At 60.2% G+C, this 16,356-nt stretch carries 12 protein-coding genes; 8 read left to right on the top strand and 4 right to left on the bottom strand.

Annotated features, from left to right (window positions below; translation table 11 throughout):
• Nucleotides 1-64 precede the first annotated feature (64 nt).
• From CXF97_RS08325 to CXF97_RS08310, 4 genes are all read left to right on the top strand, one after another.
• Nucleotides 65-2,653 (top strand): glycosyltransferase, encoded by a 2,589-nt coding sequence (locus CXF97_RS08325; protein WP_101157848.1) that lies wholly within the window; start codon nucleotides 65-67, stop codon nucleotides 2,651-2,653.
• A 204-nt stretch (nucleotides 2,654-2,857) separates the two neighbouring features.
• On the top strand, nucleotides 2,858-4,009 hold the full coding sequence (gene dapE, locus CXF97_RS08320; protein WP_101157846.1) for a succinyl-diaminopimelate desuccinylase: 1,152 nt from the start codon (nucleotides 2,858-2,860) through the stop codon (nucleotides 4,007-4,009).
• A complete protein-coding gene (locus tag CXF97_RS08315) occupies nucleotides 4,009-4,818 on the top strand; it encodes a putative RNA methyltransferase (protein WP_101157844.1) in 810 nt (269 codons plus the stop codon). Before dapE ends, CXF97_RS08315 begins: the two co-directional genes overlap by 1 nt.
• A gap of 75 nt (nucleotides 4,819-4,893) precedes the next feature.
• Nucleotides 4,894-5,271, top strand: a complete 378-nt coding sequence (locus CXF97_RS08310; RefSeq protein ID WP_101157842.1) for a hypothetical protein — start codon at nucleotides 4,894-4,896, stop codon at nucleotides 5,269-5,271.
• Nucleotides 5,272-5,404: 133 nt separating this feature from the next.
• Here CXF97_RS08310 and CXF97_RS08305 read toward each other — a convergent pair whose 3' ends face one another.
• Nucleotides 5,405-5,614 (bottom strand): cold shock domain-containing protein, encoded by a 210-nt coding sequence (locus CXF97_RS08305; RefSeq protein ID WP_101157840.1) that lies wholly within the window; start codon nucleotides 5,612-5,614, stop codon nucleotides 5,405-5,407.
• Between the two features lie 238 nt (nucleotides 5,615-5,852).
• On the opposite strand from CXF97_RS08305, the gene plsB reads away from it, so the two are divergent.
• From plsB to CXF97_RS08290, 3 genes are all read left to right on the top strand, one after another.
• Nucleotides 5,853-8,354, top strand: a complete 2,502-nt coding sequence (gene plsB / locus CXF97_RS08300; protein ID WP_101157838.1) for a glycerol-3-phosphate 1-O-acyltransferase PlsB — start codon at nucleotides 5,853-5,855, stop codon at nucleotides 8,352-8,354.
• Between the two features lie 119 nt (nucleotides 8,355-8,473).
• The gene (locus CXF97_RS08295; RefSeq protein ID WP_101157836.1) at nucleotides 8,474-8,872 is read left to right on the top strand and encodes a YbaY family lipoprotein; all 399 of its coding nucleotides are present in this window, start codon (nucleotides 8,474-8,476) and stop codon (nucleotides 8,870-8,872) included.
• A 27-nt stretch (nucleotides 8,873-8,899) separates the two neighbouring features.
• Complete coding sequence (locus CXF97_RS08290; protein WP_101157834.1) at nucleotides 8,900-9,589, top strand: DUF4197 domain-containing protein; 690 nt, start codon at nucleotides 8,900-8,902, stop codon at nucleotides 9,587-9,589.
• A gap of 802 nt (nucleotides 9,590-10,391) precedes the next feature.
• Here the strand turns inward: CXF97_RS08290 and CXF97_RS08285 are convergent.
• A complete protein-coding gene (locus CXF97_RS08285; RefSeq protein ID WP_101157832.1) occupies nucleotides 10,392-13,460 on the bottom strand; it encodes an efflux RND transporter permease subunit in 3,069 nt (1,022 codons plus the stop codon).
• Nucleotides 13,461-13,466: 6 nt separating this feature from the next.
• Entirely contained in the window at nucleotides 13,467-14,567 is a 1,101-nt protein-coding gene (locus tag CXF97_RS08280) for an efflux RND transporter periplasmic adaptor subunit (RefSeq protein ID WP_101157830.1), read from the bottom strand.
• 94 nt (nucleotides 14,568-14,661) lie between these two features.
• On the opposite strand from CXF97_RS08280, the gene CXF97_RS08275 reads away from it, so the two are divergent.
• Nucleotides 14,662-15,297 (top strand): TetR/AcrR family transcriptional regulator, encoded by a 636-nt coding sequence (locus tag CXF97_RS08275; RefSeq protein WP_101157818.1) that lies wholly within the window; start codon nucleotides 14,662-14,664, stop codon nucleotides 15,295-15,297.
• Between the two features lie 186 nt (nucleotides 15,298-15,483).
• On the opposite strand, the gene CXF97_RS08270 is transcribed toward CXF97_RS08275, so the two are convergent.
• Entirely contained in the window at nucleotides 15,484-16,266 is a 783-nt protein-coding gene (locus CXF97_RS08270) for a class I SAM-dependent methyltransferase (protein WP_101157987.1), read from the bottom strand.
• Nucleotides 16,267-16,356 lie beyond the last annotated feature (90 nt).

Here is a 16,356-nt window from a genome sequence, read left to right as displayed (position 1 = left end):
CGCGCCCTTCGGCGTATTAGCCTACCGATCCTCCGTTCCACAGCCTTTGGAACCCGAAACAGCTATGTCATCGCGTAAATTTGGACTCAACCTGGTGGTGGTGCTGGCCATCGCTGCCTTGTTCACCGGTTTCTGGGCGCTGGTCAATCGCCCGGTCACGGCGCCGGACTGGCCGCAGCAAATCTCCGGCTTCTCTTATTCGCCATTCCAGCAGGGGCAATTCCCACAGAAGGATCAATATCCGTCTGACGACGAAATGCGCCGTGACCTGGAAATCATGAGCAAGCTGACCGACAACATCCGTATCTATTCGGTGGACGGTTCGCTGGGAGACATCCCGAAACTGGCTGAAGAGTTCGGTTTGCGTGTGACCCTCGGTATCTGGATCAGCCCGGATCAGGAACGCAACGAACGGGAAATCGTTAAAGCCATCGAACTGGCGAATACCTCGCGCAGCGTGGTGCGCGTGGTGGTCGGCAACGAGGCGCTGTTTCGCGAAGAGATCACCCCTGAGGCCTTGATCGTTCTGCTGGATCGGGTGCGCGCTGCCGTCAAAGTGCCGGTAACCACCTCCGAACAATGGCACATCTGGGAGAAATACCCGCAACTGGCCAAGCACGTTGACCTGATTGCCGCCCATGTCTTGCCCTACTGGGAATTCATTCCGGTGGACAAGGCTGGCCAGTTCGTTTTCGACCGCGCCCGCGACCTGAAAAAGCTCTTTCCGAAAAAACCGCTGCTGCTGTCTGAAGTCGGCTGGCCGAGCAATGGGCGCATGCGCGGTGGCGCTGACGCATCGCCGGCAGATCAGGCGATTTATTTGCGCACTCTGGTCAACAAGCTCAATCGCCAAGGCTTCAACTACTTCGTGATCGAAGCGTTCGATCAGCCTTGGAAGGCCAGCGACGAAGGTTCTGTGGGCGCTTACTGGGGCGTGTTCAACGCCGCGCGTCAGCAGAAATTCAATTTCGAAGGCCCGGTGGTGGCGATTCCGCAGTGGCGCGTGCTGGCCATCGGCTCGGTGGTGCTGGCACTGCTGTCGCTGACCCTGCTGATGATCGACGGCTCGGCGCTGCGCCAGCGCGGCCGCACGTTCCTGACGTTTATCGCGTTCCTGTGCGGTTCGGTGCTGGTGTACATCGGTTACGACTACAGCCAGCAATACAGCACGTGGTTCAGCCTCACGGTCGGATTCCTCCTGGCGCTCGGTGCGCTCGGGGTGTTCATTGTCCTGCTCACCGAGGCCCATGAACTGGCCGAAGCGGTGTGGATTCACAAACGCCGGCGGGAATTCCTGCCGGTGCTGGGCGATTCCGATTACCGACCGAAAGTGTCGATCCACGTGCCCTGCTACAACGAGCCGCCGGAGATGGTCAAACAGACCCTCGACGCCCTCGCTGCACTGGATTATCCGGACTTTGAAGTCCTGATCATCGACAACAACACCAAGGATCCGGCGGTGTGGGAGCCGGTGCGCGATTACTGCGCGACACTCGGCCCGCGCTTCAAGTTCTTCCACGTATCGCCACTGGCCGGTTTCAAGGGGGGCGCGCTGAATTACCTGATTCCGCACACCGCCAAGGATGCCGAAGTGATCGCGGTGATCGACTCCGATTACTGCGTGCACCCCAACTGGCTCAAGCACATGGTGCCGCACTTCGCCGACCCGAAAATCGCCGTGGTGCAGTCGCCGCAGGATTATCGCGACCAGAACGAAAGCACCTTCAAGAAGCTTTGCTATGCCGAATACAAAGGCTTCTTCCACATCGGCATGGTGACCCGCAACGACCGTGACGCGATCATTCAGCACGGCACCATGACCATGACCCGCCGCTCGGTACTGGAAGAATTGGGCTGGGCCGACTGGTGCATCTGTGAAGACGCCGAACTGGGTCTGCGCGTGTTCGAGAAAGGGCTGTCGGCGGCGTATTACCACGACAGCTACGGCAAGGGCCTGATGCCGGATACCTTCATCGACTTCAAGAAACAGCGTTTCCGTTGGGCCTACGGCGCAATCCAGATCATCAAGCGCCACACCCGCAGCCTGCTGCGCGGCAAGGACACCGAACTGACTCGCGGTCAGCGTTATCACTTCCTCGCCGGTTGGCTGCCGTGGGTCGCCGATGGCATGAACATCTTCTTCACCGTTGGCGCGCTGTTGTGGTCAGCGGCGATGATCATCGTGCCGCAACGGGTCGATCCGCCGTTGCTGATTTTCGCGATCCCGCCGTTGGCGCTGTTCGTGTTCAAGGTCGGCAAGATCATCTTCCTCTATCGCCGCGCCGTCGGCGTGAATCTGAAGGATGCGTTCTGCGCGGCGCTGGCCGGGCTGGCGTTATCGCACACCATCGCCAAAGCGGTGCTGTACGGTTTCTTCACCAGCAGCATTCCGTTTTTCCGCACGCCGAAAAATGCCGACAACCATGGTTTCTGGGTGGCGATCAGCGAGGCTCGCGAAGAGTTGTTCATCATGCTGTTGCTGTGGGGCGCGGCGCTGGGGATTTTCCTGGTGCAGGGCATTCCGAGCAATGACATGCGCTTCTGGGTAACCATGCTGCTGGTGCAGTCGCTGCCGTATCTGGCGGCATTGATCATGGCGTTCCTGTCGTCGCTGCCCAAACCTGTGGCCAAGGCTGAGCCTGCCGCTGCTTGATCGGTTACTGCTTAACGTCAAACGGCGGCCTTCGGGTCGCCGTTTTGCATTAGAATGGTCGCCTTTTTCAATGCCAACACATCCCGTAGGAGCTGCCGAAGGCTGCGATCTTTTGATTTTGCTGTTGATTTCAAAAACAAGATCAAAAGATCGCAGCCTTCGGCAGCTCCTACAGGTTTACCGTGCGCACCCCGGAGTTATTACATGACGGCCCACGCCGACCTATCGCCGACCCTTCAACTGGCCATCGACCTGATCCGCCGTCCTTCCGTGACCCCGGTCGACGCTGACTGCCAGAAGCAGATGATGCAGCGCCTGGGCGATGCCGGTTTCACCCTGGAGCCGATGCGCATCGAAGATGTGGATAATTTCTGGGCCACTCACGGCAATAACGATGGCCCGGTGCTGTGCTTCGCCGGCCACACCGACGTGGTGCCTACCGGTCCGGTTACCGCATGGCAGATCGATCCGTTCAACGCCATCATCGACGAACACGGCATGCTCTGCGGCCGTGGCGCGGCGGACATGAAAGGCAGCCTGGCTTCGATGACCGTTGCCGCTGAACGCTTCGTCGCCGATTACCCGAACCATAAAGGCAAGGTCGCGTTCCTGATCACCAGCGACGAAGAAGGCCCGGCGCATCACGGCACCAAGGCTGTGGTCGAACGTCTGGTGGCGCGCAACGAGCGTCTGGACTGGTGCATCGTTGGCGAGCCATCGAGCACCACGCTGGTCGGCGATGTGGTGAAAAACGGCCGTCGCGGCTCCCTCGGTGCCAGGCTCACGGTCAAAGGCGTGCAGGGGCACGTGGCCTACCCGCATCTGGCGAAAAACCCGATCCACCTCGCCGCTCCGGCGCTGGCGGAACTTGCCGCCGAGCACTGGGACCACGGCAACGATTTCTTCCCGCCGACCAGTTTCCAGATTTCCAATCTCAATTCCGGCACCGGCGCGACCAACGTGATTCCCGGTGATCTGGTGGCGGTGTTCAACTTCCGTTTTTCCACCGAATCGACCGTCGAAGGCCTGCAGAAACGCGTCGCCGACATCCTCGACAAGCACGGCCTGGACTGGCACATCGACTGGGCGCTGTCCGGCCTGCCATTCCTCACCGAACCGGGCGCGCTGCTCGATGCAGTGTCGTCGAGCATCAAGGACATCACCGGTCGCGAAACCAAAGCGTCAACCAGTGGCGGCACATCCGATGGCCGCTTCATCGCGACCATGGGCACGCAAGTGGTTGAACTGGGCCCGGTCAACGCAACCATTCACCAGGTCAACGAGCGCGTGCTGGCGGCGGACCTCGATGTGCTGACCGAAATCTATTACCAGACTCTGATCAAGTTGCTCGCCTGATGCTCGCATGCCCCATCTGCAGTGAACCGCTCAATGCGGTGGACAACGGCGTAGTCTGCCCTGCCGGGCATCGGTTCGACCGTGCGCGTCAGGGATATCTGAACCTGTTGCCGGTGCAGCACAAGAACAGCCGCGACCCGGGCGACAATCAGGCGATGGTCGAGGCGCGGCGTGACTTTTTGAACGCCGGGCATTACGCACCGGTGGCCAGGCGCCTGGCCGAACTGGCCGCCGGTTATGCGCCGGATCGCTGGGTCGACATCGGTTGTGGCGAGGGTTACTACACCGCGCAAATCGCCGAGGCTTTGCCCAACGCTGACGGCTACGCACTGGATATCTCTCGCGAAGCGGTCAAACGCGCCTGCAAACGCAATCCGGCGATTACCTGGTTGATTGCCAGCATGGCGCGCGTGCCCTTGGCTTCAGGCAGTTGCCAGTTTCTCGCCAGCGTTTTCAGTCCGCTGGACTGGGAGGAAGCCAAGCGGCTGCTCAGCATCGGCGGTGGTCTGATGAAAGTCGGCCCGACTCGCGGCCATCTGATGGAACTGCGCGAGCGCCTGTACGACGAGGTCCGCGAGTACACCGACGACAAGCATCTGGCTCTGGTGCCAGCCGGCATGGCACTGGCGCACAGCGAAACCCTGGAATTCAAACTGACCCTGGACAAGCCCGAGGATCGCGCCAACCTGTTGGCGATGACGCCCCACGGCTGGCGTGCCAGTGCCGAGCGTCGTGCGGCGGTGATCGACCAGGCCGAGCCGTTCGAGACCACCGTGTCGATGCGCTACGATTATTTCGTTCTTCAATAATTTTTGGTCTCGGGCACAGGCCCGGGGCCGGCTAAATCCGCGAATGGATTTTTCAGACCCGCAGTGAGGACATCCATGCGCCAACCGGACATCGAGATTTACCTGAAAGACGCCGACGTCGACCACAAAGCCATCGCCGCCTGGCTCGGCGCCGCGTTAGGCCCGTGCAGCGACTGGGTGCAGAAAGGCCAGACGTACAAGTGCAAGGCCGGCAACGTGCCGGTGACCTGGCTACCGAAAGCGGTGGGCAAGTGGAACAGCCTGTACCTGGAAAGCGACCAGACCCCATGGGACGACGACATCGCCTGCGCCCGCGCAGCCTTTGCCGCGCTGAACGTCGAAGTGCGTTGCGCACCGGGAACCTGGGTTGAAGAAGAAGGTGAAGAAACCGCCGATCGCTGGATTCGTATCAGCGCTGACGGGGAAGAAGAGATCACCTGGAAAACCACTTAACAACAGGCAATGCAGATGCAAATGTGGGAGCGGGCTTGCTCGCGAATGCGGTGTGTCAGTCAACATACATGGCGACTGAAATACCGCATTCGCGAGCAAGCCCGCTCCCACAAGGGTGTTCCGTAGCGTCGTGTTACAGGCCTACAACGTCCTCAGCCTGCAAGCCCTTCTCACCGCTGATCACGGCGTACTCGACCTGCTGACCTTCAGTCAGCGAACGATGCCCCTCCCCGCGAATCGCGCGGTAGTGCACAAACACGTCCACCCCGTCTTCGCGCTGGATAAAGCCGTAGCCTTTGGCGTCGTTGAACCATTTCACGTTGCCGGTTTCGCGTGTTGCCATCTGTTCATACTCCTTTTTTATTATTGAACGGGCTTTTCGCAGGAAAGCCTTCGAGGAACGTCAGCCTGCGTCCGACGTCCATCGAAGGGCACCGGCAACAGAGCGCCGAGTATATGACAGGTGGAAAAAGTCTCAACAGGAGATTACTTCGGTGCTTTTTTGCCGATTTTCACCCAATACGGCAAACTGTCGCCCACTTGAGCAACCGCTCGGTTTTATCCACTCACGCAGAAGCCGTATGACCCGTTCCCCGTTCCGCCGTCTTGTGTTTGGCACCCTGCGCCGCCTGTTGTATCTCTGGGTTCGCTCCGAGACCATCAATCAGTCGTCGTTCACCCTCAACCTCGACCGCAGTCGTCCGGTGTTCTACGTCCTGCAAAATCCTTCGCTGACCGATCTGGCGGTAGTCGACACCGAGTGCACCAAGGCCGGCCTGCCCCGTCCGGTGCTTGCAGTGTCGGTGGGTGCGCTGATCGAACCGGCGGCGTTTTTTTACCTGACGCCGGATCCGGACTGGCTCGGTCGCCAGGACAAACGCGGTGCACCGCCGACCCTGACCCGACTGGTCAGCGCGCTGTCGCAAAATGCCGCCGAAGATGCGCAGATCATTCCGGTCAGCGTGTTCTGGGGCCAGTCGCCGGACAGCGAAAACAGCCCGTGGAAACTGTTGTTCGCCGACAGCTGGGCGGTCACCGGCCGTCTGCGGCGCTTGCTGAGCATCATCGTCCTTGGCCGCAAGACCCGCGTGCAATTTTCCGCGCCGATCCACCTGCGCGAGCTGATCGATCACAACAAGGGCCACGAGCGCACCGTGCGCATGGCTCAGCGCATCCTGCGTGTGCACTTCCGCAATCTGAAAGCCGCAGTGATCGGCCCGGACATTTCCCACCGGCGCAACTTGGTCAAAGGCCTGCTCAACCAGCCGCTGGTCAGGCAAGCGATCCTCGACGAAGCCGAGCGCGAAAAAATCTCGCCGGAAAAAGCCAAGGCCCAGGCCCTGCGCTACGGCAACGAGATCGCTTCGGACTACACCTACACCGCGATCCGTTTTCTGGAAGTGGTGCTGAGCTGGTTCTGGAACAAGATCTACGACGGCATCAAGGTCAATCACATCGAGGGCGTGCAGAACGTCGCGCAGGGTCACGAAGTCATCTACGTGCCGTGCCACCGCAGCCACATCGATTACCTGCTGCTCTCGTATCTGCTGTTCCGCAACGGTCTGACCCCGCCGCACATCGCCGCCGGGATCAACCTGAACATGCCAGTGATCGGCAGCCTGCTGCGGCGCGGCGGCGCGTTTTTCATGCGCCGCACCTTCAAGGGCAACCCGCTGTATACCTCGGTGTTCAACGAATACCTGCACACGCTATTCACCAAAGGTTTCCCGGTCGAGTATTTCGTCGAGGGCGGGCGCTCGCGCACCGGGCGCATGTTGCAACCGAAAACCGGCATGCTCGCGATCACCCTGCGCAGTTTCCTGCGTTCGTCGCGGATGCCGATCGTCTTCGTGCCGGTATACATCGGTTACGAGCGCGTGCTCGAAGGCCGCACCTACTTGGGCGAACTGCGCGGGGCGAGCAAGAAAAAAGAATCGATCTTCGATATTTTCAAAGTGATCGGCGCACTCAAGCAGCGCTTCGGCCAGGTCGCGGTGAACTTCGGCGAGCCGATCAAACTGGCAGAATTCCTCGACGCCGAGCAACCGGACTGGCGCCAGCAGGAACTCGGCCCGCAGTTCAAACCGGCGTGGCTCAACGAAACCACCAACCGCCTCGGCGAGAAAGTCGCCCGGCACCTCAACGAAGCGGCGGCGATCAATCCGGTCAATCTGGTGGCGCTGGCATTGCTCTCGACCACGCGTCTGGCGCTGGACGATCGCGCCATGGCGCGGGTGCTGGATCTGTATCTGGCGCTGCTGCGCAAGGTCCCGTATTCACCGCACACCACCTTGCCGGAGGGCGATGGCCGTGCGCTGATCGAGCACGTGAAGGACATGGATCTGCTCGCCGAGCAGAACGATGCACTGGGCAAGATTCTGTATCTGGACGAGCAGAACGCAGTCCTGATGACTTACTACCGCAACAACGTCCTGCACATTTTCGCCCTGCCATCCTTGCTGGCGAGTTTCTTCCAGAGCACCTCGCGCATGAGTCGCGAGCAGATTCTGCGCTACACCCGCGCGTTGTATCCGTACCTGCAATCGGAGTTGTTCATTCGCTGGACGCTGGATGAGCTGGACGGCGTGGTTGATCAATGGCTGGAAGCGTTCGTCGAGCAGGGCCTGCTGCGTTTCGAGAAGGACCTGTACCTGCGCCCGGCGCCGAGTTCGCGACATTTCGTGCTGCTGACGCTGCTGTCGAAAAGCATCGCGCAGACCTTGCAGCGTTTCTACATGACCGTGTCCCTGCTGCTCAACAGCGGCCAGAACAGTATCAGCGCCGAAGAGTTGGAAGACCTGTGCACGGTCATGGCCCAGCGCCTGTCGATCCTCCACGGCCTGAATGCCCCAGAGTTCTTCGACAAGAGCCTGTTCCGCCATTTCATCCAGACCCTGCTCGACCTCGATGTGCTGCGCCGCGACGAAGCCGGCAAGCTCAGCTACCACGAACTGCTCGGTGAACTCGCCGAAGGCGCGGCGAAACGCGTGCTTCCGGCGGAGATTCGCTTGTCGATCCGTCAGGTCGCGCTGCATCGCAGTGAAGATGCGGCGGACCAGGTCACACCTCAACCTGAGACCTGACACAAATACCCTGTGGGAGCGGGCTTGCTCGCGAAAGCGGCTGATCAAACAACTTATATGTTGAATGAAAAACCGTCTTCGCGAGCAAGCCCGCTCACACATTGAAAGGAGCTCCACCGATGAAAAAACTGCTGACCCTCGCTGCCGCCACGCTACTCAGCGCCTGCCAATCAACCACCCCCGCCGGCAAGGCCAGCCTCGACGGAGAAGTCTTCTACCTGCAACGCATCGCCTTGCCGCCGAGCGCAACCTTAAGCGTCAGCCTTCAGGACGTGTCGCTCGCCGATGCCCCAGCCGTCGTCCTCGACCAACAGAAAGGCCCGGTCAAAGGTCAGGTGCCGCTGCCGTTTCATTTGAGCTACGATCCGGCGCAAGTCAAACCCGGCCACCGTTACTCGGTCAGCGCGCGCATTGAAGTCAACGGCGAGCTGCTGTTCATCACCACCCAAAACCACGCCGTGCAACTCGACGGCAATGACCCGCAGCCGCTGAAAATTCGCGTCGACGCCGTTCGTTAACCTATTCTTCGCCACAAGGAAGCCGCCATGCGCCGCCCTACCCTTCGCTTCGCCGCCGTCTGCGCCAGCCTGCTGATCTGCGCCAACGCCCTGGCCCTGTCGCTCAATGACCTGTCGCAGCAAGACGCCACCGGCGGTCTCAAGGACGCCCTGACCCAAGGCGCACAGATCGCCGTCAAACAACTCGGCACCCCGGGTGGCTTCAGCAACAACCCCGACGTGAAAATCGAACTGCCGGGCAAACTCGGCAAAGCCGCGAGCAAGATGAAAGCCTTCGGCATGGGCGCCCAGGTCGAAGAACTGGAAACCGCGATGAACAAAGCCGCCGAATCCGCCGTGACTCAGGCCCAGCCCATCCTCGTCGATGCTGTGAAAAAAATGAGCGTGGCCGACGCCAAAGGCATCCTCAGCGGCGGCAATGATTCGGCTACCCAATACCTGAACAAATCCAGCCGCGAACAAATCCGCGCGAAATTCCTGCCGATCGTCAAACAAGCCACCGACAAAGTCGGCGTCGCACAGAAATACAACACCTTCGCGGGCCAGGCCGCTGCGTTTGGCGTGGTGGACGCAAAGAGCGCCAATGTCGAGAATTACGTCACAGAGCAAGCACTGAATGGCCTGTTCGAGATGATCGGCAAGCAGGAAGAAACAATTCGTCAGAACCCGGCCGCTGCGGCGACGAGTCTGGCGAAGAAGGTGTTTGGTACGTTGTAATTTCCGAGCTACAACAAAATGCCCGCTGACCCTCACCGGTTCAACGGGCTTTTTTGCGGGCATCCGCTTTGTGAATGAACCCGACCGAAGACACCATACCCCGACAGCTCAGCAAGGGAATGACCGTAAAGATCATGCTCTATGAACAACAAGAGCCAGCCCTCACTCGATGGGTGAGAGCAACGTCGGCTTGGAATACCGAGTCAGGATTCACACCAGCAAGATCAAAAGCCCCTCACCCTAGCCCTCCCGAAACGTCGGACCGCCCGTAGGGAGAGGGGACTGACCGTGGTGAATGCGAAACTTACACCGAAATGCGATACCGAGTTGAACGCAGCTTTTGAACGGCTCGCAAATCGGCTCCCTCTCCAGGGGGAGAGGGCTGGGCGGGCGGCGTGCCGATGAGGGGAAAATCCACCACAAATCCCAAGCCATGCGCCGCTTCTCACCACTCATTACAATGAGCGAAGCTCGAGTGCTTTTGATCTTGCCAAACCAGCGACATCGGAAGGCTGAGCGCAGGGATTGATCCGGGCGTGGGAGCGCAGCGACCGTCTGGCGCAGCCAGACACAGCGGACGTAGGTGCAGCGAAGCAAACCGTAGCCGCTGCGCCCGGATCGATCCCGGAGCGAAGGAACCCGAGCCTGCGAGGGCCGAACGCAGGAGCAAAGCCTTTTGGTTACTTTGGGGCGTTTGCCAAAGTGACCCGCTGTAAGAGCGGAACCGCCAGAAGCAACCCCCGAAGCAACGGATATTCACCCAAAACAACCAGAGTCTGGTCGGCCCGAAGGCCGCCAAGGCTCAACCCTCCCGACGAACCCTGAACCAGGCCGCATACAACGCCGGCAAAAACAGCAGCGTCAACGCCGTTGCCACAATCAATCCACCCATGATCGCCACCGCCATCGGCCCGAAAAACACACTGCGCGACAACGGAATCATCGCCAAAACCGCCGCCAGCGCCGTCAACACAATCGGCCTGAAGCGCCGAACCGTAGCCTCGATAATCGCCTGCCAAGGCTTAAGCCCCGAGGCGATATCCTGCTCGATCTGATCCACCAGAATCACCGAGTTACGCATGATCATTCCGGACAACGCGATCGTCCCCAGCATCGCCACGAACCCGAACGGCTGACGGAACACCATCAGAAACAACGTCACCCCGATCAAGCCCAACGGCGCCGTGAGAAACACCATCGCCGTGCGCGAGAAACTGCGCAGTTGCACCATCAGCAATGTCAGCACCACCACGATGAACATCGGCACGCCGGCATTCACCGACTTCTGGCCACGCTCGGAATCTTCCACCGTGCCGCCAACATCCAGCAGATAACCATCGGGCAATTCGGCGCGAATCGGGTCCAGCGTCGGCATGATCTGCTTGACCAGTGTCGCCGGCTGTTCCTTGCCATAAATGTCAGCGCGTACCGTCACGTTCGGCAGGCGATTGCGGTGCCAGATGATGCCTTCCTCGAAACCGTATTCCAGGGTGGCAATCTGCGACAGCGCCACGCTGCGGCCGTTATCCGTCGGCACCGCGAGACTCGGCAACAACGACAATTCAGTGCGTTCATGCACGGTGCCGCGCAGTAGAATCTCGATCAATTCGTTGTCTTCGCGGTACTGGCTGACCGTCGAACCGACCAGGGAACTCTGCAGGAATTTCGCCAGATTGGCGGTGCTCACGCCAAGGGCCCGAGCGCGATCCTGATCGATGTTCAGATAAACAACTTTGCTCGGCTCTTCCCAATCCAGGTGCACGTTGACCACATGCGGATTCTCACGAACCTTGGTCGCCACTTTGCGCGCCAGCGCTCGAACCTCTTCGATGTGTTCACCGGTAACGCGGAACTGCACCGGATAGCCAACCGGCGGACCGTTTTCCAGGCGAGTAACCCGCGAACGCAGGGTGGGGAATTGTTCATTGAGGGTCTCAATCAACCCGCTGCGCAGCGTTTCACGCTCTTCAATGGTTTTGGCCAATACCACAAACTGGGCAAAACTCGCCGCCGGCAGTTGCTGATCCAGCGGCAGGTAGAAACGCGGTGAACCGGTGCCGACATAGGCCACGTAATTGTCGATACCGGCGTGCTCCTTGAGCAGCGCTTCGAGGCGTTTGACTTCACTGGTGGTGTTAGCCAACGACACGCCTTCGGCCAGTTTCAGATCGACCATCAACTCCAGCCGATTCGAAGCCGGAAAGAACTGTTGCGGGACGAAACGGAACAGCATCACTGAGGCGATGAACAGCCCGACGGTCAGCACGATCACCGTCTTGCGATGCGCCACGCACCACTCGACCAGACGCCGCACGCGCTGATAAAACGGCGTGGCATATGGGTCCGGCTGGCCATCGCCAGCCCCGTGTTTTGCCGCGTGAATTTTCGCCAGATCGGGCAGAAGTTTTTCCCCCAGATAGGGCACGAACATCACCGCCGCCACCCATGAGGCGAGCAAGGCGATGGTCACGACCTGGAAAATCGAGCGGGTGTATTCACCGGTGCCGGACTGCGCAGTGGCAATCGGCAGGAAGCCGGCGGCGGTGATCAACGTGCCGGTGAGCATCGGGAACGCGGTGCTGGTCCAGGCATAACTCGCCGCGCGAATGCGGTCGAAGCCCTGCTCCATTTTGATCGCCATCATTTCCACAGCAATGATCGCGTCGTCCACCAGAAGCCCCAGCGCCAGCACCAGCGCGCCGAGGGAGATCTTGTGCAGGCCGATACCGAGGTAATACATGCAGGCGAAGGTCATCGCCAGCACCAGCGGAATGGTCAGCGCGACGACCATGCCGGTGCGCACGCCGAGGGAGAAAAAACTCACCAGCAAGACGATCGCCAGCGCTTCGACCAACACCTGAACGAACTCGCCGACCCCGGTTTTCACCGCAGCCGGTTGATCGGAGACCTTGCGCAGCTGCATGCCGGCCGGGAGGTTTTTCTGAATGCGCGAGAACTCGCCTTCGAGCGCCTTGCCCAGTACCAGAATGTCGCCGCCGTCCTTCATCGCCACCGCCAGGCCGATCGCATCGTCGCCCATGAAACGCATGCGCGGCGCCGGTGGGTCGCTGAAACCGCGACGCACATCGGCGATATCGGAGATGCGGAACGTACGATCGGCGACGCGGATCGGAAAGTTTTTTATCTCATCGACGGTCTGAAAATTCCCCGAGACGCGTAGCTGCAAGCGCTCGCTGCCGGTTTCGAAGAACCCCGCCGTGGACACCGCGTTCTGTTCTTCCAGCGCCTGCTGCACTGCTGCCAGCGGCAAGCCGAGGGTGGCGAGTTTGACGTTGGACAGCTCGACCCAGATTTTCTCGTCCTGCAGGCCGAGCAGTTCGACCTTGCCGACGTCCTTGACCCGTTGCAGCTGGATCTGGATGCGATCGGCGTAATCCTTGAGCACGGCGTAGTCGAAGCCATCGCCGGTCAGCGCGTAAATATTGCCGAAGGTGGTGCCGAACTCATCGTTGAAAAACGGCCCCTGAATTCCCGGCGGAAGGGTCTGGCGGATGTCGCCGACCTTCTTGCGCAACTGGTACCAGAGGTCGGGAATGTCCTTGGAGTGCATCGAATCGCGGGCAATGAAGGTGACTTGGGATTCACCGGGGCGGGAGAACGACATGATGCGTTCGTACTCGCCGGTTTCCATCAACTTCTTCTCGATGCGTTCGGTGACCTGACGCGAGACTTCCTCTGCGGTCGCGCCGGGCCAGCGGGTCTGGATGACCATGGCCTTGAAGGTGAACGGCGGGTCTTCGCTCTGGCCGAGCTTGGTGTAGGACAACGCGCCAACAACGGCGAGCAAGAGCATCAAAAACAGTACGATCTGGCGATTACGCAACGCCCATTCGGAAAGGTTGAAGCGCATCGGGGCTTACTCCTTGTTCGCCAGATTGACTACACGGTTGGAGCGATCCACCGGCCGCACCTGCTGGCCTTCGAGTAGCACGTGAACGCCAGCAGCTACTACCCAATCGCTGGCATTCAAGCCTTCGAGCACTGCCACGGTTTTCTCGCCGAACGGGCCGACCCGCACCGGGGTTTTCTTCAATGTGTTGTTGCCGTTGACCACCCAGACGTAGGTCGCGCCGTTCTCAGCGGTCAGCGCCGAAAGCGGTATCGACAGCGAGACACTGTCGGCCGATTGCACGAACACCCGGGCGCTCTGCCCCAGTTCGGCCGGAACCTTGCCGCTGGTGAACGAGATGCGCGCGGCGAAAGTGCGCGAGCGCGGGTCGGCGGACGGCGACAACTCGCGGATCTGCCCGGCGAAGCGCTGGTTCTGCTGTGCCCACAGTTCCACGGTCACTGGTTGACCGACCTTGAAACGGCCGAAGCTCTGCTCCGGCAAGCTGATCAGCACTTCGCGTTCGCCATCGGTGGCGAGGGTGAATACGGTTTGCCCGGCGGCGACCACCTGGCCAACTTCGACCGAACGCTTGGCCACGACGCCATTCTGTGGCGCACGCAGCACCGCGTAACTGGCCTGATTGGTCGAGACGTTGAATTCGGCTTTGATTTGTTTCAGGCGGGCTTCGCCGGAGCGGTACAGGTTTTCCGCGTTGTCGTAGGCTGAGCGGCTGACCATCTGCCGCTCCATCAAGGTTTTGTAGCGATCGCGCTCGGCGCGCACCAGGTTCAGATTGGCTTCGGCGGCGGCGACCTGAGCGCGAGTGGCCTCCAGTTGCAGGCGCACATCCTGCGGATCGAGTTCGGCCAAGGGCTGATCGGCCTTGACGCGCTGGCCTTCGTCGACCAATCGCCGGCTGACTTTGCCGCCGATGCGGAACGCCAGATCCGGCTCATAGCGAGCGCGAACTTCGCCCGGATAACTTTCCATCGCCTGCGCCGAAGGCTCGGGTTGCACCACCATGGCCGGGCGCACGGTGACTTTCGTCACCTCTTCCTGACCACACGCCGATAACAGGAACGCCAGACTGACTGGCACGGCAAAAGACAACGCATGGCGGTACATGGTGACGGACCTTTCGCGAATGAGGCTTGGAATATTTATACTGGCGGGTATGGTATTAATAGCAAACTCACCAGTCCAGTATTAAAAGCGAAGAATGTCGAACAATCTTTCAGCTCCAAATGGCCCGGGCCGCCCCAAGGATCTGGCCAAGCGCCAGGCAATCCTTGATGCGGCGAAAATCCTCTTTCTTACTCATGGTTACGCCAACACCAGCATGGACGCGGTGGCCAGCGAGGCCGGCGTATCGAAGTTGACGGTTTACAGTCATTTCAATGACAAGGAGACGCTGTTTTCCGCCGCCGTCGTCGCCAAATGCGAGGAGCAACTGCCGCCGTTGTTCTTCGAGTTGCCGGAAAACATCCCGGTCGAAAATGTGTTGTTGAACATTGCCCGTGGCTTCCATCAACTGATCAATAGTAATGAGTCAGTTAACCTGCACCGGCTGATCATGGCGCTGGGCAGTCAGGATCCGAAGCTATCGCTGATCTTCTTCGAGGCCGGGCCTGAGCGCGTGGTCAATGGCATGGAAGGTCTGCTGGCGAAAATCCATGCGACCGGCGCGTTGAACATCGACCAGCCACGCAATGCCGCCGAGCATTTTTTCTGCCTGATCAAGGGTGCGGGGAATTTTCGTTTGTTGTATGGCTGCGGCGAGCCGCTGACTGGCGACGCGGCGGAGTGCCATGTGCGCGAGGTGGTGGGGTTGTTTATGAAGGCGTATAGGCCCTGATCATGCGGTGTCTGAACGGATGCTTTCGCGAGCAAGCCCGCTCCCACATTTGAAATGCATTCCATTGTAAGAGCGGGCTTGCTCCCACATTTGAAATGCATTCCATTGTGAGAGCGGGCTTGCTCCCACGTTTGAAATGCATTCCATTGTGAGAGCGGGCTTGCTCGCGAAGGGCGCGACTCGCTCTCAGGGTTTGAGGGCTTTCTTCGGATAAATGTCATACCGGCTCGATTTGCCATCCAGCGCATGGCTCGGCTTCGGCCCGTCGATGCACGGTGCCTTGCGCGGACGCTTGACCACCACCCGGTGCGTGGCCAGGGCCAGCGCGGCTTCAAGCAAGGCCGGAGCGTCCGGATCATCGCCTACCAGCGGGCGGAACAGGCGCATTTCCTTTTTCACCAGCGCGGTTTTCTCACGATGCGGGAACATCGGGTCGAGATAGATCACTTGCGGCGGCTCCCCTTCCCAGTCGCGCATGACCTGGATGGAATTGCCCTTGAGCAATTTCATCCGCGCCACGATCGGCGCCACGTCGAAATCTTCCGCCGCCCGCGCCAGACCGTCCTCAAGTAATGCGCCGATCAACGGCTGGCGCTCGATCAGGCTCATTTCACAGCCGAGGCTGGCGAGGACGAACGCATCCTTGCCCAGCCCGGCGGTGGCATCCAGCACGCGCGGGCGCACACCTTGGGCGATGCCGACGGCCTTGGCGATCATCTGGCCGCTGCCGCCGCCATACAGACGACGATGCGCCGCGCCGCCCTCGACAAAGTCGACCCGCACCGGCCCCGGGGCATCCGGGCCGAGCTGCTGCAATTGCAAACCCTGCTCGCCAACCTGCAAGGCGAACTCGCCGTCCGCCTCGCCCAGCGGCAGGCCGAGACGTTCGGCCCATTGCTCGGCTTGCGCTTGAAACGTCGGGGCGAGGGCCTGGACATGGATGCGGCAGGCCGCAGGTGACTCGATCATGAAAAAACGCTCAAAAAAGTTAAGGATCGACAAAAACCGCCGATAAACCATTCAACGCGCATTTTGCCAGAGCTGAGCGTCAACCGAAAA

Source organism: Pseudomonas sp. Choline-02u-1 (genome assembly GCF_002836515.1).
GTDB lineage: Bacteria > Pseudomonadota > Gammaproteobacteria > Pseudomonadales > Pseudomonadaceae > Aquipseudomonas.
Note: the sequence above shows the minus strand (reverse complement) of the source record. Positions and strands in the feature narration are given on the sequence as shown.

Excerpts from the sequence above, each read along its gene's own strand:
- CXF97_RS08325 (WP_101157848.1), top strand. The coding sequence starts at position 65 with ATGTCATCGCGTAAATTTGGACTCAACCTGGTGGTGGTGCTGGCCATC.
- dapE (WP_101157846.1), top strand. The coding sequence starts at position 2,858 with ATGACGGCCCACGCCGACCTATCGCCGACCCTTCAACTGGCCATCGAC.
- CXF97_RS08315 (WP_101157844.1), top strand. The coding sequence starts at position 4,009 with ATGCTCGCATGCCCCATCTGCAGTGAACCGCTCAATGCGGTGGACAAC.
- CXF97_RS08310 (WP_101157842.1), top strand. The coding sequence starts at position 4,894 with ATGCGCCAACCGGACATCGAGATTTACCTGAAAGACGCCGACGTCGAC.
- CXF97_RS08305 (WP_101157840.1), bottom strand. The coding sequence starts at position 5,614 with ATGGCAACACGCGAAACCGGCAACGTGAAATGGTTCAACGACGCCAAA.
- plsB (WP_101157838.1), top strand. The coding sequence starts at position 5,853 with ATGACCCGTTCCCCGTTCCGCCGTCTTGTGTTTGGCACCCTGCGCCGC.
- CXF97_RS08295 (WP_101157836.1), top strand. The coding sequence starts at position 8,474 with ATGAAAAAACTGCTGACCCTCGCTGCCGCCACGCTACTCAGCGCCTGC.
- CXF97_RS08290 (WP_101157834.1), top strand. The coding sequence starts at position 8,900 with ATGCGCCGCCCTACCCTTCGCTTCGCCGCCGTCTGCGCCAGCCTGCTG.
- CXF97_RS08285 (WP_101157832.1), bottom strand. The coding sequence starts at position 13,460 with ATGCGCTTCAACCTTTCCGAATGGGCGTTGCGTAATCGCCAGATCGTA.
- CXF97_RS08280 (WP_101157830.1), bottom strand. The coding sequence starts at position 14,567 with ATGTACCGCCATGCGTTGTCTTTTGCCGTGCCAGTCAGTCTGGCGTTC.
- CXF97_RS08275 (WP_101157818.1), top strand. The coding sequence starts at position 14,662 with ATGTCGAACAATCTTTCAGCTCCAAATGGCCCGGGCCGCCCCAAGGAT.
- CXF97_RS08270 (WP_101157987.1), bottom strand. The coding sequence starts at position 16,266 with ATGATCGAGTCACCTGCGGCCTGCCGCATCCATGTCCAGGCCCTCGCC.